Annotated in this window: 18 protein-coding genes and 2 pseudogenes; 15 read left to right on the forward strand and 5 right to left on the reverse strand. The window is 43.9% G+C overall.

Annotated features, from left to right (window positions below):
* The first annotated feature begins 380 nt into the window (after window positions 1-380).
* Genes QFZ80_RS10835 through gyrA form a run of 5 tightly spaced genes read left to right on the forward strand, consistent with a single transcriptional unit; the run spans window position 381 to window position 7,643 of the window.
* Window positions 381-1,196 (forward strand): GDSL-type esterase/lipase family protein, encoded by an 816-nt coding sequence (locus QFZ80_RS10835; RefSeq protein ID WP_307546780.1) that lies wholly within the window; start codon window positions 381-383, stop codon window positions 1,194-1,196.
* A 14-nt stretch (window positions 1,197-1,210) separates the two neighbouring features.
* On the forward strand, window positions 1,211-2,173 hold the full coding sequence (locus tag QFZ80_RS10840; RefSeq protein WP_307546778.1) for an ABC transporter ATP-binding protein: 963 nt from the start codon (window positions 1,211-1,213) through the stop codon (window positions 2,171-2,173).
* Window positions 2,174-2,188: 15 nt separating this feature from the next.
* Window positions 2,189-3,181 (forward strand): ABC transporter permease, encoded by a 993-nt coding sequence (locus tag QFZ80_RS10845; RefSeq protein WP_307555567.1) that lies wholly within the window; start codon window positions 2,189-2,191, stop codon window positions 3,179-3,181.
* A 28-nt stretch (window positions 3,182-3,209) separates the two neighbouring features.
* Complete coding sequence (parE, locus tag QFZ80_RS10850) at window positions 3,210-5,177, forward strand: DNA topoisomerase IV subunit B (protein WP_307546777.1); 1,968 nt, start codon at window positions 3,210-3,212, stop codon at window positions 5,175-5,177.
* A 24-nt stretch (window positions 5,178-5,201) separates the two neighbouring features.
* A complete protein-coding gene (gene gyrA, locus QFZ80_RS10855; protein WP_307546776.1) occupies window positions 5,202-7,643 on the forward strand; it encodes a DNA gyrase subunit A in 2,442 nt (813 codons plus the stop codon).
* Here gyrA and QFZ80_RS10860 read toward each other — a convergent pair.
* Window positions 7,634-7,801, reverse strand: coding sequence for a hypothetical protein (locus QFZ80_RS10860; RefSeq protein WP_154669521.1), 168 nt, complete (start codon window positions 7,799-7,801; stop codon window positions 7,634-7,636). The genes gyrA and QFZ80_RS10860 overlap by 10 nt on opposite strands.
* Window positions 7,802-8,135: 334 nt before the next feature.
* On the opposite strand from QFZ80_RS10860, the gene QFZ80_RS10865 reads away from it, so the two are divergent.
* Window positions 8,136-8,540 carry a MarR family winged helix-turn-helix transcriptional regulator gene (locus QFZ80_RS10865; protein WP_057301854.1) on the forward strand — a complete coding sequence of 135 codons (405 nt, stop codon included), beginning with the start codon at window positions 8,136-8,138 and terminating at the stop codon, window positions 8,538-8,540.
* Window positions 8,541-8,566: 26 nt separating this feature from the next.
* Here QFZ80_RS10865 and QFZ80_RS10870 read toward each other — a convergent pair whose 3' ends face one another.
* The 3 genes from QFZ80_RS10870 to QFZ80_RS10880 are packed head-to-tail and all read right to left on the reverse strand — an operon-like array spanning window position 8,567 to window position 11,334.
* Window positions 8,567-9,280: an RluA family pseudouridine synthase gene (locus QFZ80_RS10870; RefSeq protein WP_307546773.1), complete on the reverse strand. Its 714-nt coding sequence runs from the start codon at window positions 9,278-9,280 to the stop codon at window positions 8,567-8,569.
* Between the two features lie 2 nt (window positions 9,281-9,282).
* The gene (locus QFZ80_RS10875) at window positions 9,283-10,149 is read right to left on the reverse strand and encodes a class I SAM-dependent methyltransferase (protein WP_307546771.1); all 867 of its coding nucleotides are present in this window, start codon (window positions 10,147-10,149) and stop codon (window positions 9,283-9,285) included.
* A 54-nt stretch (window positions 10,150-10,203) separates the two neighbouring features.
* Window positions 10,204-11,334, reverse strand: coding sequence for a peptidylprolyl isomerase (locus tag QFZ80_RS10880; protein WP_307558806.1), 1,131 nt, complete (start codon window positions 11,332-11,334; stop codon window positions 10,204-10,206).
* A gap of 181 nt (window positions 11,335-11,515) precedes the next feature.
* Here QFZ80_RS10880 and glgB point away from each other — a divergent pair, with 181 nt between their 5' ends.
* From glgB to cls, 6 genes and pseudogenes are all read left to right on the forward strand, one after another.
* Window positions 11,516-13,522 carry a 1,4-alpha-glucan branching protein GlgB gene (gene glgB / locus QFZ80_RS10885; RefSeq protein WP_307546766.1) on the forward strand — a complete coding sequence of 669 codons (2,007 nt, stop codon included), beginning with the start codon at window positions 11,516-11,518 and terminating at the stop codon, window positions 13,520-13,522.
* Window positions 13,465-14,613 (forward strand): glucose-1-phosphate adenylyltransferase, encoded by a 1,149-nt coding sequence (locus QFZ80_RS10890; protein ID WP_307546764.1) that lies wholly within the window; start codon window positions 13,465-13,467, stop codon window positions 14,611-14,613. Before glgB ends, QFZ80_RS10890 begins: the two co-directional genes overlap by 58 nt.
* A 6-nt stretch (window positions 14,614-14,619) precedes the next feature.
* A complete protein-coding gene (glgD, locus tag QFZ80_RS10895) occupies window positions 14,620-15,729 on the forward strand; it encodes a glucose-1-phosphate adenylyltransferase subunit GlgD (RefSeq protein WP_307546761.1) in 1,110 nt (369 codons plus the stop codon).
* Window positions 15,730-15,888: 159 nt separating this feature from the next.
* Window positions 15,889-17,329: pseudogene (gene glgA / locus QFZ80_RS10900) on the forward strand (glycogen synthase GlgA).
* Window positions 17,330-17,450: 121 nt separating this feature from the next.
* Entirely contained in the window at window positions 17,451-17,645 is a 195-nt protein-coding gene (locus tag QFZ80_RS10905) for a hypothetical protein (protein ID WP_171692658.1), read from the forward strand.
* 114 nt (window positions 17,646-17,759) lie between these two features.
* Window positions 17,760-19,214, forward strand: coding sequence for a cardiolipin synthase (gene cls / locus QFZ80_RS10910; protein WP_307546757.1), 1,455 nt, complete (start codon window positions 17,760-17,762; stop codon window positions 19,212-19,214).
* Window positions 19,215-19,305: 91 nt separating this feature from the next.
* Here the strand turns inward: cls and QFZ80_RS38935 are convergent.
* A pseudogene (locus QFZ80_RS38935) lies at window positions 19,306-19,395 on the reverse strand (VOC family protein); the annotation flags it as partial.
* 60 nt (window positions 19,396-19,455) lie between these two features.
* On the opposite strand from QFZ80_RS38935, the gene QFZ80_RS10915 reads away from it, so the two are divergent.
* The 3 genes from QFZ80_RS10915 (at window position 19,456) to QFZ80_RS10925 (ending at window position 22,421) form a co-directional block, all read left to right on the forward strand.
* Window positions 19,456-20,931, forward strand: coding sequence for a recombinase family protein (locus tag QFZ80_RS10915; protein ID WP_307558808.1), 1,476 nt, complete (start codon window positions 19,456-19,458; stop codon window positions 20,929-20,931).
* 284 nt (window positions 20,932-21,215) lie between these two features.
* Entirely contained in the window at window positions 21,216-21,605 is a 390-nt protein-coding gene (locus QFZ80_RS10920) for a TIR domain-containing protein (RefSeq protein WP_307558810.1), read from the forward strand.
* A gap of 15 nt (window positions 21,606-21,620) precedes the next feature.
* Window positions 21,621-22,421, forward strand: a complete 801-nt coding sequence (locus QFZ80_RS10925) for a RipA family octameric membrane protein (protein ID WP_483874742.1) — start codon at window positions 21,621-21,623, stop codon at window positions 22,419-22,421.
* Window positions 22,422-22,541 lie beyond the last annotated feature (120 nt).

The following is a 22,541-nucleotide window of genomic DNA, read 5'->3' on the forward strand; positions in this document are numbered from 1 at the left end:
TGTTAATAGAAGGACCTGGCTAATGGCAGGGTTTTCTTAATATCATCACCAAGCGAAAGCTCGAAAAACGACTTCTCAGCCTACCGATGCCAGCCTAGACAAGGTTCTGGCATATTTTAGGCCGTCCCAGCAGCCTATACGCTGTTGAACTGTCAAGAGACATCCGAAATAATCGACTCAGACTGCTGCGGGCCTCCCAAAGCCGTAATTTGTTATAATACAGCCAGCTTTTTTGAAAGCGGCATTCATTTTCAAAATAAATGAAACAGGTAACTCACGATCTCATGTGGGCCCGTTCCGTATTGTAATGTTTGCAAAATTATTCAAGAAGCTATACTCTTAGAGTGAATTATGCCATTTATTCGCAGGAGGGGAATTCCTTGAGATCATCTCGTTTTATGTGGGGTGCAATTGGCCTTACAGCTTCGATATCTACGATTGTTTTCGCAGTAGGCTTTGCTTACGCGGCGAATCAAATATGGTTTCCCAAAGCATCCGGAGACCTCAATCTTGTAACGACTGCGCCTAAGAAAGAAACAATGATTGAGAGTAAAAGTAAGCTGCAGATTGTTGCGCTTGGTGATTCATTAACGGCAGGAACTGGTGATAACACCGGCAAAGGATACGTTGGACGTGTCCGCGAAAAGCTGGAGAAGGAAAGCGGTAAGCCGGTATTCGTGCTCAATAATCTCGCAATTCCAGGCTATAAGAGTGACCAACTTCTCGCTGATTTAGCGCTGAAAAAGACACAAGACGCACTCGCTCAGGCGGATATCATTTTACTCACAATTGGTGGCAATGATATTTTTGCTGGTGGGGATGGGCTTTTTAAAGGAGAAAATCAGACGGAGTTTAACCCGGAGGGTGCGCTTAAACGTGTAGAGCCTGCTCTGGCCAAAATGGAGAAGGTAATTCAAGCGATTAATTTGGCCAACCCGAATGCAACTGTGTTATATGTTGGCTTATATCATCCTTTTCTTGATTTAGACCCCAAAAAAGAAGGTTCGCTTATTGTACAGCGATGGAATAACAGTGTCTTTGAAATGATGAATCGTTATCCTCGAATGGTCATTGTCCCAACCTATGATTTGTTTGAACAAAATTTGATCAAATATTTGTCTTCAGCCGATCATTTTCATCCTAACGGGGACGGCTATGAGCGTATTGCCGATCGGATTGTACAAATTCTGAAGTAGGGGAGGCCAAGCTGATGGCTGTAGCAGCAGTTCCAACAACGGTTTTATCTGTGAAAAACTTAAAAAAACGAATTAAAAATAAAGAGATTATTAAAGGGATTTCATTTGATGTATACGCGGGTGAGATCTTTGGTTTCTTAGGACCCAATGGATCGGGCAAAACAACGACGATTCGCATGCTCGTTGATTTAATACGCCCGACTGAAGGGTCTATTCAGATTTGTGGCCACGATGTTCACAAGGAACATAATCAAGCGATGCGGCATGTCGGTTGTATCGTCGAGAATCCCGAGCTATATTCCTACTTGACAGGTTGGGAAAATCTTGAGCATTTTGCAAGAATGCTGCCGAATGTCGATGAGAAACGGATCCAAGAGGTCGTTGAGATCGTCTCCATGGATCAACGTATTCATGATAAGGTACGGACTTACTCCCTTGGTATGCGTCAACGACTCGGTATTGCACAAGCACTGCTTGGACGGCCTAGTTTATTGATATTGGACGAGCCAACGAATGGACTTGATCCACAAGGGATTAAGGAAATGAGGGAGTTCATTCAGCGTTTGGCCGCGGGTGGACTTAGTTTGTTCGTATCCAGTCACTTGCTTAGCGAGATTCAACAAATGTGCCATCGTGTAGCCATCATTAGTCATGGTGAAGTCATACAAGTGGGAGCCGTTGATGATTTGGTCGCTCAAGGAGGCAAAGTCGTGTGGTCCGTGTCTCCGGCCTACAAGGCCGAGGGGCTTTTAGAGGCGTCGCCACTTGTGCTGGCTATTGAGGAAATTTCTCAAGAAAGTCCAATAGGCTTACCATTGACGGTGAAACAAATCGTTACACTTATGGATAAGGAAAACGTCCCGCAGGTAAGTCAGCATTTGATGGAAGCAGGAATAAGCCTCTTTGCTGTAGAAATCAAAAATCCAACACTGGAAGATTTGTTCTTGAGCCTAACCGAAGGTGAAAGAATTGAATAGGAGAAGGTGAAAGAATTGCTTATTTTATATGCCCTTGTTAAGAATGAATGTATTAAAATGATTAAGAAAAAACGCTTTTATGTTATCCTACTTATACTTCTTGCATTAATCCCTATGTTCACTTATGCTCAAATGCGAGTTGCCCAAAATGCACAAAAGCAGTTTGGTACGACGGACTGGAAGGCGGACCAACGGCAGAAAATTGCCGACTGGGAAAAGCGTTTAGGATCAGCTCGAACACCGGATGAGTGGAAACAACAGCTTAGAGTACAAATTCAAATTGCTAACTATTATCTTGAAAAGGATGTAGATCCGAGTACACCGAATGCGGTGACTTTTACACGTGAGTTTGTGAAAAATGCTGTAGGTTTATTCATTCCGCTCATTATTATGGTCATTTCCGCTGACATCGTATCATCTGAGCATTCTACGGGGACTATTAAATTATTGTTGACAAGACCGGTCCGGCGATGGAAAATCCTATTGAGTAAATTAATTACGGTTGTCTTCTTTACTTCGCTCACCGTATTGTCCACTGGTGTCTTAAGTTATTTGATTTCAGGTGTTGTTTTCGGGTATAACGGATGGACGATGCCTGTTTTTACAGGTATCCAGCTAACAGGCACGGAAGTGGATTTCAGTCTTGTACGTGCAGTTGATCAATGGTTCTTTCTTATCATGGAGTTTGGATTGGTTTGGTTCTCAGCATTAGTCGTAGCACTTATGTCACTAATGCTATCCGTTCTCATTCGTTCCACAGCTGCAGGTATGGGGGTCATGCTTGCCGTATTAATATCAGGAACCATACTTTCGAACATGGTGTCGTCTTGGGAAACTGCGAAATATTTGTTTATGGTCAATTTGGACCTAACCAAGTATTTAACGGGAGGCCTTCCACCAATAAAAGGGATGGACTTGACCTTCTCACTTAGCGTTTTAAGTGTGTGGGCGATCGCTTCGCTCATTGTTTCATTTACGGTATTTTCACGAAAAGATGTTTTGAATTAACGGTTAACTTAGATAAAGGAGGGCTTCAATGTCCGAGCAGCTAGAATTGGCGAAAGGAATAGCCCCAACATCGAATTATGAGGCTGATGATATACAAGTCCTGGAAGGTCTTGTAGCAGTTCGTAAAAGACCAGGGATGTATATTGGTAGTACAAGTGCATCGGGTCTACATCATCTGATCTGGGAGATCGTGGACAATGCGGTTGACGAGCATCTTGCCAAACATTGTTCCAAGATTAATGTGACGATACATAAGGATCAGTCGATTACGGTTCAGGATAATGGGAGGGGGATTCCAACCGGTATGCATAAGACCGGCGTACCAACTCCACAAGTTGTATTTACTATCCTACATGCCGGCGGCAAATTTGGTGGAACAGGCTATAAGAAGTCTGGCGGACTTCATGGTGTTGGCGCATCGGTAACAAATGCCCTATCCGAATGGCTGGAAGTAGAAATTTACCGAGATAGCAAGGTGCATAAAATGCGCTTTGAATATTGGGTTGACGATGCAGGAATCGAGCATGTTGGTGAACCCGTTACCGGGCTTGAAGTCGTAGGAAATACCAATCGAACAGGAACGAAAGTCACTTTCAAGCCTGACAAACGCGTATTTCAAGGCGGAACGACCATAAACTACGATACTTTAGCTGAACGTCTGCAAGAAATTGCTTTCCTCAATTCAGGACTTCTCGTAAACTTGAAAGACGAACGTTCGGATAAGTTAGATACTTTTCAATATGAGGGTGGCGCAAGTCAATTTGTTGAATTCCTGAATGAGGAGAAAACAGTTCTTCATCCTGTGATTCACTTTGCTTCAGAAAAGGATGAAATCGAAGTGGAAGTGGCCCTGCAATATAATGATGGCTACACGGAAACGATCGCTTCCTTCGTAAACTCAATCCCTACTCGCGGCGGCGGTACGCATGAGACTGGCTTTAAGACGGCTTATACACGCGTCATGAATGAATATGCCCGTAAAGGGGGCATTATCAAAGAAAAAGAAAAAAATCTTGATGGTACCGACCTTCGGGAAGGTATGATGGTTGTTATCAATATCAAGATGGGCGATGTTGAATTCGTTGGTCAAACGAAAGATCAGCTTGGAAGCGCTAATGCAAGAAGCGCAGTGGATGCGGTTGTTTCTGATAAAATGACTGTTTTCTTGGAGGAAAATCCGCAAATCGCGCAAATGATGCTGAAGAAGGCTGTACAAGCTTCCAAAGCACGGGAAGCTGCTCGTAAAGCGCGGGAAGAAATTCGCAGCGGTAAAAAAGGAAAGAGTGAGAGCTCAAACCTAAATGGTAAGCTAACCCCTGCTCAATCGAAGGATTTGCAGCGCAATGAGTTGTTCATTGTCGAAGGAGATTCCGCCGGCGGTTCAGCGAAGCAAGGACGTGATTCCAAGCATCAGGCGATTTTACCGCTCAAAGGAAAACCAATGAATCCCGAGAAATCCAAGCTTCTCGATATTATGAAAAATGATGAATACAAAGCGATCATCGCAGCCATTGGGGCTGGCGTGGGCTCTGAATTCGAATCCGAAGAGATGAATTACGGTAAAATTATTATTATGACAGATGCAGACACGGATGGTGCACACATTCAGGTCCTGCTTTTGACCTTCTTTTATCGCTATATGAAGCCATTGATCGATCAGGGTAAAGTGTTCATCGCACAACCACCGCTTTATAAAGTGACAAGAAAAGGTAAGAATGGTGGATACAAGTACGCCTGGACAGACGATCAGCTGCAGGTAGTTGTCAAAGAACTTGGTAAGAATACCGAGCTTCAGCGTTATAAAGGTCTTGGTGAGATGAATCCTGAGCAGTTATGGGAAACGACGATGAATCCAGAAAGCCGTACTTTGCTGCAGGTACAGATTGAAGATCCTGCTAAAGCGGAACGGCGAGTAACAACATTAATGGGCGATAAGGTAGATCCACGCAAGCGGTGGATTATCGAGAACGTCGATTTTACTGAATATGTAGAGTAGACCAAAAAGAGTGGTGAATGAACGTTGAACATATTAGAAGAGTTTTTACCTGCCTTTCTGGAGGAGATCGTTGGCGATCGTTTCGGGCGTTATTCTAAATATATTATTCAGGATCGCGCGATTCCAGATGTAAGAGATGGTTTGAAGCCAGTACAACGACGTGTCTTGTATGCAATGTACGACTCGGGCAATACTCCTGATAAGCCTTATCGCAAATCGGCCAAAACCGTCGGTGATGTCATGGGGAATTATCATCCGCACGGAGATGCCTCCATTTATGATGGTATGGTTCGTATGGCGCAGCCGTGGAAGATGGGCCACACACTCGTGGATGGCCATGGTAACTGGGGATCACTGGATGATGATCCGCCGGCAGCAATGCGTTACACAGAGGCTAGACTTTCTGAGATCGCGATGGAACTTCTACGTGATATTGAGAAACGTACAGTCATGTTCAAGGATAATTTTGATAATTCCACGAAGGAACCCGTTGTGCTCCCTGCGCGGTATCCGAACTTACTCGTGAATGGTGTCAGCGGGATTTCGGCTGGGTTCGCAACAGAAATTCCACCGCATAATTTACGTGAAATCATTGATGCCTGCACAGCCATGATTGACAAGCCTGATATCACAGTTGAAGAATTGATGACGATCGTCAAAGGGCCGGATTTTCCGACTTCCGGCATTATTATGGGTGAAGAAGGTATTCGCGAAGCTTATCGCACAGGGAAAGGCCGTATTTACATACGTTCCAAAACAGCGATAGAAGATATGCGCGGCGGCAGACAACAAATTGTAATCACGGAGATCCCTTATCAAGTTGTCAAATCTCGTCTGGTTACAGCCATGGAGAACATTCGGCTTGAGAAGAAAATCGAAGGAATTGCCGAAGTGCGCGATGAAAGCGGTCGTAATGGGTTGCGAATTGTCGTGGAGCTTAAGAAAGAAGCCGATGCCAAGGGTATTTTGGCTTACTTACTGAAGAAGACGGACTTGCAAGTAACCTACAATTTCAATATGGTTGCGATTGTGAATAAAGCGCCTCGTCAATTGGGTATTCGTGAAATTCTTGAAGCTTACATTGGGCATCAGAAGGAAGTTGTTACGTTCCGTTCCCAATATGAGCTTGAGAAAGCCGAAGACCGTGCACATGTATTAGAGGGACTTGTCAAAGCCCTTAACATACTGGACGAAGTTATCGCAACGATTAAAGCTTCTAAGAATCGGCAAGATGCGCAAAACAACCTTGTTGAGAAGTTTGGATTCTCAGAGCGTCAAGCAGATGCTATTCTTGTTTTGCAATTATACCGATTAACGAATTTGGAAATCACAACGCTTGATAAAGAGTTGAAAGATGTAGAGAAAACGATTGCTTATTTACGTGGAATTCTTGGCAGCTTGAAGAAGCTGTTAGGTGTAATTAAAGATGAAATGGGCGAAATCCGTAAGAAGTATGGTATCGACCGCCGTTCGGATATCCAAGGTGAAGTAGAGGAACTAAAGGTTAATCTTGAGGTGCTGGTGAACGCGGAAGACGTCTTTGTTACGTTGTCCAATGAAGGTTACTTGAAACGGACGAGCAAGCTTTCGTTCACACGATCAGGCGGAGAACTCGAGAATACAGGACTGAAGGATGGCGATTACTTGCGCTTCCTGCTCGACGTGAATACGATCGAAAGCTTGTTGATCTTCACGAAGAAGGGGCAATATTACTTACTGCCTGTCCATCAAGTGCCGGAGTATAAGTGGAAAGAGAATGGCACCGCGATTGTGAATGTCATTCCTATTGCCAAAGAAGATCGCATTGTAAACGTTATTCCGGTGAAGGGCTTTGAGGATCCAACTAAGTCGCTTGTGTTTGTCACACGCAAAGGACAAGTGAAGCGAACAGAGCTGAAAGAATATATGACGAACCGCTCAAACGGAATCGTTGCTTGTAAGCTCGGCGAGAATGACGAAGTCCTTCATGTACACCTAAGTGACAATACGAAAGAAATATTGCTTGTTACGAAGCAGGGCATGAGTATCCGTTTCCGTGAGGAGGAAGTGAACCCGATGGGCCGTGGGGCCGCGGGTGTGCGCGGCATCCAGCTCAAGGAAGACGATGAAGTCGTCTCGGCCGAGTGGATTTATGGGGATGAGGGAGAAGTGTTGGTCATCTCAGACCTCGGGTATGCGAAGCGTTCCCTAGTTGTGGACTATCCCATCCAAGGACGCGGCGGAAAGGGCATACTTACCTTCGAATTTAAAGAAGGCAAGCGTGTGAGACCTAATGGCTCAGCCTTAATACGCACATTTATTGTGAAAATGGATTATCTCATTACGGCTGTCATGAGTAATGGGGAGAAGCTGCGTTTCTCAACAGAGACAGCACCTCTGGAGGATCGTAAAGCACAAGGTAAACAACTTATACCTGTTTCCAAAACAGATGCGATCGTAGAGATTTTGAGATTCCCTCAATCATAGCTGATTGTAGGTGGATCCAGCTTCTCAATGAGCATAAAAGCTAACTCTAATAGGACCCACAGGGGCATCGGTTCGTCTAATCGATCCAGCCACTGTGGGTCTTTCATTATGCCAGCTTCCAGTGCCTTCTTACCAAGCTCTATTTTCCAAGCTTCCACCTTAAACCACTCCTTTGAGTTTTCTTAAGAAAACTAGCATCGTAAGATAGACTTATTGTGAGACTTACGAAGCCATAGTAATTGTTTTCGTTAGTAAAAACAGTGCATACCTGCATCACAGTATATGTAAGAAGTTGGCGAGGTGTTAAAAGAAGTCGAGAAGCTTGGGCAATTTCTTGTTAATCGGACAAAGTAATTGAGGGATCGACAGCAAGCCACAGCATGTCTCAAACGGTGCAGCTTTTGTCTGAAAATATTAATGGCATTAACCTTTAAACCGAAGAAAAGGCATGCTATACTTGCCTTAGGAGATGTTGGAAGCGAGTTGATGAGGATGTATTCCGATGAATTTGGGAAGCTATGGTTGAAATTGTCTAAGGAATTGAAAAACCAGATGGAGGTAGGATTAGCACCTACCATTACCGAAGGACAGCTTAATGTGTTAGAGCTGCTTATGACGAATGAACGGATGAAGCCTTCTGATTTAATCGAATATTTATCCACAACGCCTGCAGCTGTGACAACACTGTTAGATCGGATGGAGAAAAGTGAATTGATCGCAAGGGAGCGGGATGAGAAGGACCGCCGTATCGTTTGGGTCAACGTCACGGAAAAAGGAAAGGCGGAATGCGAAAGAGGTATGAGAATCCGGGAACAACTTTTGGATTCGTACCTGAGCCGCGTTTCCGCCCATAATCAGAAATTGCTTATTTATTTGCTTGGGAAGGTCGCCAATTAATAGCGACCCAAAGGGTTGAGGCGAATTTACAACTCAGGGAGTGTAAATTCGCTCCAGGGCCGCTGCATTGGCGGCAGCGACCGAAAGCGCAGCGTCTCTTTGAGCGTTGGATGCTCAAAGGCAAGAGCCGTGGCCCACAGCGCAAGCTGCTGGCCGGGTTTGTTGACCGCGCTGCCGTAGCGCTGGTCGCCGTAGAGCATGCAGCCGATGGCTGCTAGCTGCACGCGGATTTGATGCGGCCGCCCGGTATGCAGCTTGATCTGGATCAAGCTGAGCCCGTCTTGGCTGCCGAGCAGCTTATAGTCCAGCACAGCCTCCTTGGCGTCCTGCTGGCCTTCTCTGACCACGCTGACGGTATTCGTCAGCGTGTCCTTCCAAAGAAAGTGGCGCAGCGTAGCGGACGGCTGTGGCGGCTTGCCATGCACGACAGCGACGTACGTCTTGTCGAGCTGCCTCGTTCTTACCGCGTCAGATAGTCGGGACGCGGCTTTTGACGTTTTGGCGAATACCATCACGCCGCCAACGGGACGATCAAGCCGGTGTACAAGCCCGAGGTACACATTGCCGGGCTTGTTATGGCGGTGCTTCAGATCTGCCTTCAGCACATTAAGCAGATCAGGATCGCGTGAATCGTCTTCCTGCGTAGGCATATTGACGGGCTTCTCAACCACAAGAATGTGGTTGTCTTCGAACAGTATCGGAATTTGTGATGCTCCCGAGCCATCTCTAGATGCTGCCACCGTTACGCCTCCCAGCGTCCCAGAATGCCGCAAGGGAGCATCAAGCCGGAGTGGGTGATCGGCAGGCCGATTTCGCCACTGGAGATCGTGCCGCCATGCTTGGCTTTCATCGCCATGCTTAAGATGTTCTGGAGCACAGTGGCCGAGATACCCGTTGTATAAGAGTTGATCAACAGGAACAACGGATTGTCCGTCAGAATCGATTGGCAGGTTTCAATGAAAGGGAAGAGGTCATCTTCTAATTTCCAAGTCTCACCGTTGGGTCCGCGTCCGTAGGAAGGAGGATCCATGATAATCGCATCGTATTTGCTTCCGCGGCGCTGTTCTCTTTGTACGAATTTGAATACGTCATCCGTGATAAATCGAACAGGACGGCTGCCCAGGCCGCTCAGATGCAGATTTTCCTTAGCCCATTGAACGACACCTTTGGAGGCATCCACATGGCAAACTTCGGCACCTGCGTAAGCGCAAGCCAGTGAAGCTCCACCAGTATAAGCAAACAGGTTCAATACTTTGATTGGACGTCCAGCTCCTTGGATTTTGTCCATCATCCATTTCCAGTTGATTGCTTGCTCAGGGAATAAGCCCGTATGCTTGAAGCTGGTCGGCTTGATATAGAAGGACAATTTCTGGTCATAGTTAATCGTCCATCTCTCAGGAAGCTCAGCGTGCTGCTCCCATTGTCCGCCGCCACTGGAGCTGCGGTGATAGTGAGCATCAGCTTGACGCCATGACGGCGTTTCTTTTTGTAACGGCCAAATGATTTGTGGGTCTGGTCTTCTCAGGACGATCGTACCCCAACGCTCGAGCTTTTCGCCGCCGCCTGTATCGAGGAGCTCATAATCAACCCAATCTTTTGCATAAAACATGCTGCAATCCATCCTTCAACTTGTATACTTTAACAAACATCCATTGTACACCATTTATTTACCTAAATCGATCTTTTCAATCAAACCATCCAGTTCTTTTTCTGCAAATTGTTGAAATTGCTGTTGTTCAAGCGAAGCTTTCAGCTGTTCTTTCACAGAATCAAAGGATTTAACGGATCTGGCTTCTACTTTAATAACGTGATAACCGAAATCGGTCGCGATGGGATCACCGATCGTTCCGATCGTCTGCTCGATAGCTGCTTTCTTAAACTCAGGCACCCATAAACTTACATCGGCATCCGCATAAAGACCGCCTGCATCTTTGGAGCCTGGGTCATCTGAGAATTCTTTGGCTAGTTTGGCGAAATCTTCACCGTTCTTAAGCTTCTGCTGAACTTCTTTTGCTCGCTGGAGTGCTTCCTCTTTCGTACGAAGAGCTTTGTCCTCCGAGCTTGATGGGTCATTCAATCCAATCAAAATGTGACGCACGGAGGCAATGGTATAAGCATCTTTATCTACTTTGAGTGTTTCATCATATTTGGCTTTTAACTGGGCATCGGAAATACTGGACTTGATGTAATTTTGTGCACCGATGCTGCCTACCAGAAAGTACTGAAGATCCGTTACTGTCGTGTTCGCCTTTTTCAAATCGTCAAGGAACTTCACTTCGCCAAATTGGCTTTTCCAAGCAGCGATTTGTTTAACAGCATCATCTTTGGCAGCGTTCTGGTCAGCCTCAGATGCTCTACCGAAAAGAATTCGGTTTTGAATTAGCTGTTTGATCACCTTTTCTTGATAATCTGGCTCATCTTTAGACTCAGTATGGCCTCCATTGAAGAGCGCTTGCAAAGCAAAGAAGGTATCAAATTCACCCTTGGTCACAGTTCCACCTTTGTAAGTTGCAACCACTTGCTTAGGATTGTTGCCGATCCAAATGGTTTCATTTTCTTCGTCCCACTCGACCTTTTTCCCTAGTGCTTCACTTACAAATCTAAGGGGTACATAGGTAGAGCCTTCATAAATAAATCCTTTAGCTTCGGCAGGTGTTTTCTCAACACCGTCAAACATATACTTAAGACTTCGGAATGCTACTTCAATTTGACTGTTTGCTGCAAATGCTACTGTCCCGCTTAATACGGAACCGATCGTTAGACCAACGATAAGTCCCTTTACTTTATCTTTCATTATTTGTGTTCCACCTCTCGATATAATGTCCCTCAATTAATTCACCAAGGGTTGAGTAATTTCCTTTTTTTTTTAAGGTAAAAATGAAGGATTCTTTGGCTGTTTGTTGTATTTGTAACGTAAGGCGATTATAAGTAAAATCCAGTTTTGACGAAATCAGGTTGATATAAGGAGGGATAACGTGGGGGCAAATGTTGGTATACCTAGCTCAGAAGATTTGTTTCTGCTTCATGAAGGATCCCTTTACCACAGTTATCGCATCTTAGGGGCGCATGTAAGCAAAACAAAAGGGCAAGAGGGGGTTCGTTTTGCCGTATGGGCACCTCATGCCAAACAGGTTTACTTGCTTGGTGATTTCAACAGTTGGCAATCTGGGACACATCGTTTAGAGAAGTTCAGTACACTTGGCTTATGGATATTGTTCGTGCCAGAAGCAAGTGAAGGCGATTATTACAAATTTGAAATTCATAGCGAGACGGGCCAGATTTTGTTGAAAGCAGACCCGTATGCCTTTTATTCGGAATTACGTCCGGGTACAGCATCGCGTGTTGTTGACCTAGAAGGTTATGAATGGAAGGATCAGGCATGGCAGCAGCAGAAAAAGGAAAGCCCCGCCTACAATAAGCCACTATCTATTTATGAGGTTCATCTGGGTACGTGGCGTAAAAAGGACCGACATAGTGAAGACTTGTATACCTATGATCAGCTTGCTGAAGAGCTAGTCGATTACGCAGTTGAAATGGGGTATACACACATTGAATTAATGCCGCTGGCTGAGCATCCGTTTGACCGTTCTTGGGGTTATCAAGCAACAGGCTACTTCTCCGTAACTAGCCGTCATGGTTCTCCTAAGGAATTCATGCATTTCGTTGACCGATGCCATCAGAAGGGTATTGGGGTCATTATGGACTGGGTTCCTGGTCATTTCGTTAAGGACAGTCATGGACTCAGGCAGTTTGATGGGAAGCCGCTGTATGAATACCAGGACCCTCGCAAAGCCGAGAAACAGGAGTGGGGTACTCTTACTTTCGATTTTGGCCGACCGGAGGTTCAAAGCTTCTTAATCTCAAATGCTGTATTTTGGATGGACATGTATCATATTGATGGTATTCGAGTGGATGCTGTGGCTTCCATGCTGCATTTGAATTTTGGCAGATGGAGCGAGGAACCAATCAAGAATCAATGGGGTGGGGATGACAATCCCGAAGCGATCGCATTCCTGCGCAAGCTGAATCAGGCCATCTTCTCCTTCTACCCTGATGCGCTGATGATGGCTGAGGATTCTACTGATTGGCCGCTCGTTACTGCGCCTGTCCATGATGGAGGACTCGGATTTAATTATAAGTGGAACATGGGTTGGATGAACGATATGCTGCGGTATATGAAATTAGATCCTATTAACCGCAAGTATCATCACAAGCTGATCACGTTCTCATTCATGTATGCCTTTAGTGAAAATTATGTACTCCCGCTTTCCCACGACGAAGTGGTGCATGGCAAACGCTCACTCCTTCATAAGATGCCAGGCGATTATTGGCAGAAATTTGCTAATCTGCGAGTTCTATATGGGTATATGACGGGTCACCCTGGTAAAAAGCTGCTGTTTATGGGCAGTGAATTCGGGCAATTCGACGAATGGAAAGATCTTGAAGAACTCGATTGGTTTTTGCTTGAAGGATACGAAAAACATAGTCAAATGCATCATTATGTCAAGGCACTTAATCAATTTTATTTGGACCAACCGGCGTTGTGGCAGTTGGATCATCATCAGGAGGGGTTTGAGTGGATCAACCCTCATGACGAGAGCCAAAGCGTTGTGACCTTTATGCGCAAAGGGAAATTGCCTGAGGATGACTTGATTCTCGTTTGTAATTTCACCCCTGTGGTGCACCCGGATTATCGAATTGGCGTTCCGAGGCATGGCGTGTACGAAGTCGTATTTAACAGCGATGCACCCGAGTTTGGCGGTTCTGGTCAAGGTAACTCCGAGCCTATATCCAGTGAAAAGCGATCACTGCATGGGCAACCTAATAGTTTAGCGTTGTGTATTCCGCCGCTTGCGGCTGTTTATATAAAATGTGTGAGTGAATTCCAAACTGTGATTGACGAAGTTGAAGGGGGAAATCAGATATGCGCAGTAAAGAATGTGTTGCCATGCTCCTCGCTGGAGGAGAAGGACGAAGATTAGGCGTTCTGACGAACAATTTAGCCAAGCCAGCCGTTCATTTTGGCGGGAAGTATCGTATCATTGATTTTACCCTCAGCAATTGTACGAATTCAGGGATTGACACTGTTGGTGTCCTAACCCAGTATCAACCTCTCGTACTCAATACTTACATTGGGATTGGAAGTTCGTGGGACCTTGACCGCAAATATGGCGGTGTGACGGTTTTGCCGCCGTTCATGGAACAAAAAGGCGGGGATTGGTATAAAGGAACAGCGAATGCCATTTATCGCAATATCGGCTTTATTGAGCAATATGATCCCGAATATGTTTTGGTCATCTCGGGTGATCACATCTACAAAATGGACTATGATCTAATGCTGTCTTACCACAAAGAAAAGAAGGCCGACGCATCGATTGCTGTCATTGAAGTTAAATGGGAGGAAACGAACCGATTCGGTATCATGAGCGTCAATGACAAACAAGAAATAACTGAATTTGCAGAAAAACCGAAAGAAGCGAACAGTAACTTGGCTTCGATGGGTATTTATATTTTTAATTGGAGCGTATTGAAATCTTATTTGCTCGAGGATGAAGAAAATCCTAACTCCAGCAAAGATTTTGGTAAGGATATTATTCCAATGATGCTGAAAGATGAGGCGAGAATGTTCGCTTATCCTTTTGAAGGCTACTGGAAAGATGTAGGTACGATCGATAGTCTGTGGGAAGCAAACATGGACCTGTTGGACGATAATAATGAGCTTAATTTAAATGATAAGGACTGGCGGGTATACTCCCAAAATCCATACCAGCCGGCTCAGTATGTGGCGCCAACTGCGAATATTAAGCGTTCACTCGTGAATGAAGGCTGCGCGATATTCGGAGATGTCGATCATTCGGTATTGTTCTTCGGTGTACAGGTTGGCGAAGGAAGCCAGATTCGCGACTCCGTCATTATGCCTAATGCCAAAATTGGGAATAACGTAACGATCAACAAAGCGATTATCGGCGAAAACACGGTTGTTGAAGACGGTGCTGTGGTAGATGGCAAAGGGGAAATTGTACTTATTGGTGGCAATGAACGGATATCAGGGAGTGCCAATCAGAAGGGATGATGTCGAGTGAAACATGTGATGGGTGTCATTAATTTAGTGAATGAACCGGATGATTTGGAGGAACTGACCTACTTTCGTTGCCCTGCATCTGTGCCGTTCGGCGGTCGTTATCGATTAATTGATTTTACATTGTCAAATATGGTGAATTCCGACATTGATAATGTTGCTGTATTCACTCAACACAAATATCGTTCGCTCATGGATCATCTGGGTTCTGGGAAAGAATGGGATTTGGACCGAAAGCGGGGCGGCTTGTTCGTGCTCCCATCTGTGCTCAATGAACCAACAGGCATTTCACGTGGTGATTTATACCAGTTCTATAGCCATAGAGATTATTTCTATCGTGGTAAAGAAGAGCTTGTCATTATTTCACGAAGCCACATGGTATGCAACCTCGATCTGCGTGACGCTGTGCGTTATCATGAGGATACACAAGCAGACATTACGGTTATCTATAAGCAAACAGATGAGGATATTCAAGGGAAATTCCGTCGGTTAGCGGTCAAGGATAGCGGGCAAGTGACTCTCATGGAGGATCACACAGGAAGATTGCGTACAAACAACATCTCAATGGAAATGTACATCATGAGCAAAGCGCTGCTGCTGGATATGGTTGAATCTTGCTTAGCGCAAGGTTACGATCATTTGGTTCGTGATGGCATTATGAAAAACATTGATAAGCTTAGTGTGTATGGCTACAAATTTGAAGGCCATGTAGGGATTGTGAATTCAATTCAAGGTTACTACAAGCACAGTATGCAGCTGCTTAATCCATCCATCTGGAGAGAACTTTTCTTCCAGAAAAACCTGATTTACACGAAGGTTAAAGATGAACCGCCTGCGAAGTACTTGGATACCGCAGCTGCTAAAAATGCGCTCATCGCAAACGGCTGCATCATCGAAGGTAAAGTGGAAAACAGTATCCTGTTCCGTGGTGTGAAGATCCGGAAAGGCGCGTACGTGAAGAACAGCATCATTCTCCAAAACTGTGAGATTGAGGAGAATGTTATCATTGAGAACGCAATTCTGGATAAGGATGTCTTCATTAGTCGTGGACGTGTCTTAACGGGGGATAACAAAGCGCCATTCATTGCTGCGAAAACGAAAGTGATCTAGATCAAATAAATTTGAAAAGTCAGCTTTCAGAAGCCTAGAAGCTTGAACGATTACCTAAGTTCCTGGCATTTGTTCGAGCTTCGACACCGACCAATCATTCTGAATAAGCTTCGTTTTGCAAAAGGTGGCTTTTCAAACATCCATTGGAGGAGTAGGAAGATGAAAGTATTATTTGCAGCATCTGAGGCTGTACCTTTTATTAAAACAGGCGGTCTAGCTGACGTAATTGGCTCGTTACCTAAGGAGCTTACTCGTCAAGGACTGGATGTACGCGTTATTTTACCTAAGTACGGCGATATCCCTGCAGTTTATCGGGAAGCAATGACGAAGGTAATCACATCTGATGTGTACATCGGCTGGAGGAAGCAATACATCGGGATAGAGATGCTTCAGCATGAGGGAGTTACCTTTTACTTCGTGGATAATGAGTATTATTTCAAGCGTCCAGGCATTTATGGTTATGGTGACGAGGCGGAGCGTTTTGGGTTCTTCTGCAGAGGGGTTATTGAGGCGCTCCCGTTACTTGATTTCCAGCCGGATGTGATTCATTGCCATGATTGGCAAACGGGTATGATTCCTGTGCTGCTGAAGGCGCATTATCAACACCTCCCTTTCTATAGCGAGATGAAGACGATGTCTACCGTTCATAACTTGAAATACCAAGGTGTGTTTGATCAATCCCTGTTAAAAGATTTGTTCGGTTTATCAGATGATCATTTCACAGGAACTTCGCTTGAATTGCATGGTGGCGCAAGCTTCCTCAAAGGCGGACTCCTCTATTCGGATCGGATAACAACGGTAAGTCAAACCTATGCGGAGGAAATTCAAACTCCCTTTTATGGTGAATTTTTGGACAGCCTGCTGCGTCATCGCAAAGATCAGTTAACGGGCATCGTGAATGGCATCGATTATGACGTGTTCGATCCAATGACCGATTCGCATTTGGTTGTGAATTATCGAGATTCTTTACAGAAGAAGCAGCAAAATAAGCTAGCTCTGCAGGAGCGCTTGGGTCTGCCTGTGAATGGTGATGTACCGATGATTGCGTTGGGTCACTCGCCTGGTACAGCAAAAAGGGCTTGATCTTATCCAGCATGTCATTTCAGAGATTCTCGCTTTGGACATTCAACTTGTTGTTCTCGGTACTGGCGACTATGGGTATGAGCAAATGTTCCGATATGCGGCTCAAACGCATCCACATAAGGTATCTGCTCAAATCTACTTCGATGAATCTCTTGCACATCAAATCTATGCCGCATCTGACTTATTCTTGATGCCGTCACAGTTCGAGCCTTGTGGGATTGGGCAGTTGATAGCACTACGTTATCGATCTGTACCCATTGTTAGAGAAACTGGCGGACTGAAAGATACCGTGCAGCCTTATAATGAGTTCACGGGTGAGGGTACCGGATTCACATTTAGCAACTATAATGCGCATGACATGCTGCATATCATTCGCCGTGCTGTGTTTTTCTACAAGAATGATAGAGAGGCATGGCTGAAAATTCAGCAAAATATGAAAAGAGGCGATTTCAGCTGGAAAAAGTCAGCCCAGCAGTATATCGCACTTTATAAAGAAATGGTTATTAACAACGCTTAAAAGGAGACTGGAGGCACTTTGCCTCCAGTCTCTTCTGTCTAGTTCCTCTTCATTTTATCCTTGATAATGTCGATAAAGACATTACCGGGTGAAATTTTTTTAGGAGAGGCAGTTGTTCAGAATGAGCCGGACTGAGGTATGTTTAACTGATGCAGATATGTACCACTGCATGTTATTTCAAACACCTGTAGAGGTGTGGTTTGATGGCGAATTGGAAGACGCAGGTTCATTGATTGAAGCTTATTCGGATGATGTCATTAAAGTAGGCGGCGTTTATTATTTGAGAAAACTGTGCCTAATTAAGAAAATAGCATAAAGGGTAGCTTGTTAATGACCTCTTATTCACCTTGTGAATAGGGGGTCTTTTCCTAATTTGTCGAAATTCAGGTATAATAGCGATGAGTTGATATAAATGGTTTGGAGTGGTGTTATGGATTGGATATCGCATGTACTAACTGTCGTCTTTGTGATTAATATTTTACTAGCCATAACGGTTGTGTTCTTAGAACGTCGAAACGTGGCGGCAACATGGTCATGGCTCATGGTGCTTTTATTCATTCCGATTCTCGGTTTCCTGCTCTATGTGATGCTTGGACAAAATTTGAGCCGCAGAAAGCTGTATAAATGGAACCGCCGTATGCTGGAAAGAGTGCAAACCGTCATTTCAGAGCAGCGGGAACAGCTAATTGACGGGACGCTGCCTTATATTGATCCGATGGTAAGTCAATATCGAGATTTGATTTATCTGAATGTCGCAACGAATGATGCGTTCCTCACGCAAGATAATGGTGTACATATTTTCACAGACGGTGTGGCTAAATTTAGTGATTTACTGAAGAAAATTGAAGCCGCTGAGTCCCATATACATATGCAGTATTATATCGTTAAGAATGATTCGTTGGGTCACAAGGTCATGGAAGCTCTGACGAGGAAAGCGGAGCAGGGTGTCCAAGTGAAATTCTTATATGACGATATTGGCTCAAGGTCACTGAAAGAGTCCTTTTTTCGAGATTTCCTAAAGGCAGGCGGACAAAAAGCCGCATTTTTCCCATCGCGCATTCCGTTTCTGAACTATCGGGTAAATTATCGCAATCATCGTAAACTAGTTATTATTGATGGCCTGATTGGGTACATGGGTGGATTCAATGTCGGTAATGAATATCTGGGTTTAGATCCGCGATTTGGTTACTGGCGAGATACGCACCTTCGTTTGACCGGAAGCGTTGTTCGTGCTTTGCAGTCGAGATTTATTCTGGACTGGAACTTAGCATCTGTGCAGCAGATGGAAGTTGAGGCGGAGTATTTTCCTGAAAATATGGAAGCCAATAGCCTGGAAAACGTACCCATGCAAATTGTGGCAAGTGGACCCAATGAAGCCTGGCCGCATTTCGTGTATACATTCCTAAAAATGATTCATATGGCGAAGAGTAGAATCCTCCTACAGACTCCATATTTTATCCCTGAAGAAAGCATGTTGAATGCGCTGCGTATTGCTGCTCTATCGGGCATTGACGTTAGAATCATGATCCCTGAGAAAGCAGATCATTTGTTTGTTCATTGGGCTTCCTTGTATTATGTAGGAGAATTGCTGCGAGCAGGCGTGAAGTGCTACTTATATGATCAAGGCTTTCTTCATGCGAAAACGATCGTCGTCGATGGGCAGGTTGCCTCAGTTGGGACGGCCAACTTCGATATTCGCAGCCTTCGGCTTAATTTCGAGACGAACGCCTTGATGTATCATGCAGAGACGGCGAAGAAGTTGGAAAACACGTTCTGGAAGGATATGGAGGGCTGTATGGAGTTGACGTTGGAGGAATATGATAAGCGTTCCTTACGGATTCGCTTTCTGGAGTCCATCTCGAAATTGGTTTCTCCCATATTGTAAACGAAGGTGTAGTCTAAGTAAAAAAAAGGCTATCCAATCCTTTCTTGAGAAAGAAAGATTGAATATCCTTTTTGTATTGTGAAATGATTAATTAATAAACCGATTCACCATTGTCATAGTTAAACTGCCATTGAATTCCGAATTTGTCTTCTAGGCTGCCGTAGCATTTGCTCCACCATGTTCACTTATGTAAGCTCCTATGATATACTAGCTTTACAGAGTTTTCATAGGAGGTAACACATTGAAACAAGCCGTTGCAATCTTCAATAGAAAGTCCCGTACCGATGGGGATAATGATACAACACTAGCCAACCATAGAACACAGACCAGACAGTTATGTGAACGTAATGACTACCACTACACCGAGTATGAAGAAATCCTGTCAGGGGCAACCAAGTTTGAGGATCGCACGGAATTACTAAGAATGCTTGCCGACGTTAAACAAGGTTTATACTTTGGGGTCGTGGTCGTTGAATTGCAAAGACTTGCAAGATCGGGACAGTATTCTCAAATGATCGCGGACACCCTTGAACAACATGACGTGAAGATCATAACCCCTACGATGATTTACAATCTCAGGGACAGTACCCATAGACTAATGTTTGATATGATGTCAGCAATGGGTGTCAACGAATTGAAGACAACTGACAACCGTATGAGAAACGGTCTAATCACTAAAGCTAAGTCAGGTCAATATGTCTCTGCACAAGCACCGTACGGATATGACGCGGTCTGGGACGATCCTATCAAGAGGAAGACCAGAACCCTTGTACCGAACGGGGACGCGGATCATGCCAAGCTTATCTTTGATCTTGCCGACAAAGGTCATTCACTCCGAGATATTACAATCGAATTGAACCAACGTGGCGTATCAACGATCAACGGCAAGGAATGGTATATTAGAACAATTCAGCATATTCTCAACAACAAGTCATACACGGGAGCATTGATGTTACAGCTTAAAGACAAGTACACCAAGCAACCGTCCGAATTGATCGAAGTACCAGACGCGTTTCCTGCCCTTGTAACGATTGAACAGTGGAATAGAGTACAGCTTGCAGTTAAATCTCGTTTAAGCGGTGATATGGAGACCAGAACACGCTCAAGAGGACAAGTCAGAACGATACTGAAAGACCTTGTATTCTGTAATGTGTGCGATAGAAAGACAGGCTATACATCGAGTGCCAAGCGTCCCAATGTTCTGGTTGTCAAACGGTGCGAATGTGGAAACAAGGGGATCGTTGAACCCACACTAGCAGAAAAGTTTTACAACGAATTGAAGAAGGTTGAACAGTACTGGCAGGAACAATGGGACATGGTTCTGAACGGTACACTGAACACCAATACAGACGATCTGGACAGCAAATTAGCCGACTTGGAAACGAACAAGGCAAAGTACACCAACCGCTCGAAGAATGCCAGAGTAGCCTTCCTAGACGGTGACATAACGCGGGAAGAGTATCTTGCAGACAAAGCCGACTTTGACGGTAAGATTGCCGTTCTTGATATCTCTATCGCAGAAGTTAAAGAACAGATGAGTCAAATGAATGTCGATTCTATAAGTACCCAGATGAAAGACAGGTTCACAATATTGGACAAGGTACGCAAGTCCACGGATACCAAAGAGGTCAACCGTCTGCTGAAACTTATTATCGAACGGGTTCATTATCAAAGAATTAACGGAGAAGTAGTTGAGTTAATGATTGCCCCCAAATAAGAACAGAGCCTTTGTTGAAAGTTGACAAAGGTTCTTTTTTTTGTTCCCATTTCCATGTAAGATTCCCGTCCATTATCAAACAGGTCACCAGATGGGACAATCGCGAATCATCGAAGGTTAAGCCCATAATCCCGCATGAGTTGAGCGTGGTTGATGAACTGACACAGGCGTAAAATCCTTGTGTCTTTTTCATATTACGAAAAGGGCAGGATTGTTCACTCATTTGGCGAATAGTTTAAGAATGGAATTTTACGAAGATCGTAACTGAAGGGGGAAGTATTCTGGTGATAAAGAAAAGGATCTTTATAAGTTTCGATATTGATAATGATGGTGGTACTAAGCATATGCTAGCAGGACAATCTGACCATCTAGACAGCCCTTTTGAATTCAAAGATAACTCTGTAAAGGCACATTTGACTGGTGATTGGAAAGATAAAGTTCGTCGTCGTATGGATAATGTTGATTTAGTTGTTGTTTTATGTGGTACGAAAACACATACGGCAGAGGGGGTATCTGCTGAATTAACGATTGCTAAAGAAAAAGGAAAGCCGTATTTTCTTTTGGCAGCTTATTCGGATAAGCAATGTACTAAACCTTTATCTGCGTCAGCATCCGATAAGGTCTATAAATGGACATGGGATAACCTCAAAAAATTGATAGCTGGGGGCCGTTAAGGAGAACATAAAGTGATGAAACTATTTGTTATTCATAGATTCCAAGACAACCAAAAAGCGAAGAAAATAATAAAACAAATCTCAAAGGAATTTCATTTGCAAATAGAACCGATTTTTTTATATAGTTATCGTATGGAGCAATGGAAAGAAAAAGCTGAAAAAGCAATATATCAATCAGAAGCTGTTATTATTTTCAATCCATTATATAGTAGGGAATCCGAAAATGTTCAATGGGAAATTGAAAAGGCACATGAAGCCAGAAAAGAAATCATTGAACTTAATAATACTGACAACTCAGATTCAATCTCAAAATTAATATTAATTTATAATATGAAAGAAGAATTTGAAACTTGTTTTTCATCTGATTCTAATGATGTTATGGATCTGTATAAAATAATGATCCAATCATCAGAGCAGTTAATACTACGAAGACAAACTACAAATGCCTTCTTTATTACAGTAATAGGTAGTTTACTCGCCATTGCTTCTCTATTGGTCACTACAGGTGCATTAAATGGTAATTCATTAGGCTTATTATATGGATTTTCCGTAATTGGATTACTTCTTTGTAATTCATGGAGAAATTTAATTGATAATTATGGGAAGCTTAACAAAGCTAAATTTGACGTTATCTTGCGTTTAGAAAAGAATTTAAGTTCCCAAATTTACTCAGCAGAATGGATTGCTCTCGGAAAAGGTATGAGAAGCGAAAAATATAAGTCATTTACTTCCACAGAAAAAAATGTTCCGCTTTTTTTTGGTGTGTTAATAACTGTATTAACAATTGCAATAACAGTGTGGCTAATAGTAAAGTAAGTGTTAATCATGCTACGAGTGGCTATTCGGCAAATTTACATTATTAAGAAACCGCGGTTCTATAATGCGGTTTTTTTTGTTATCACCTATAAAAATGACACCATGACAATGTTACACAAT

This window comes from Paenibacillus sp. V4I7, from assembly GCF_030817275.1.
Classification (GTDB): domain Bacteria; phylum Bacillota; class Bacilli; order Paenibacillales; family NBRC-103111; genus Paenibacillus_E.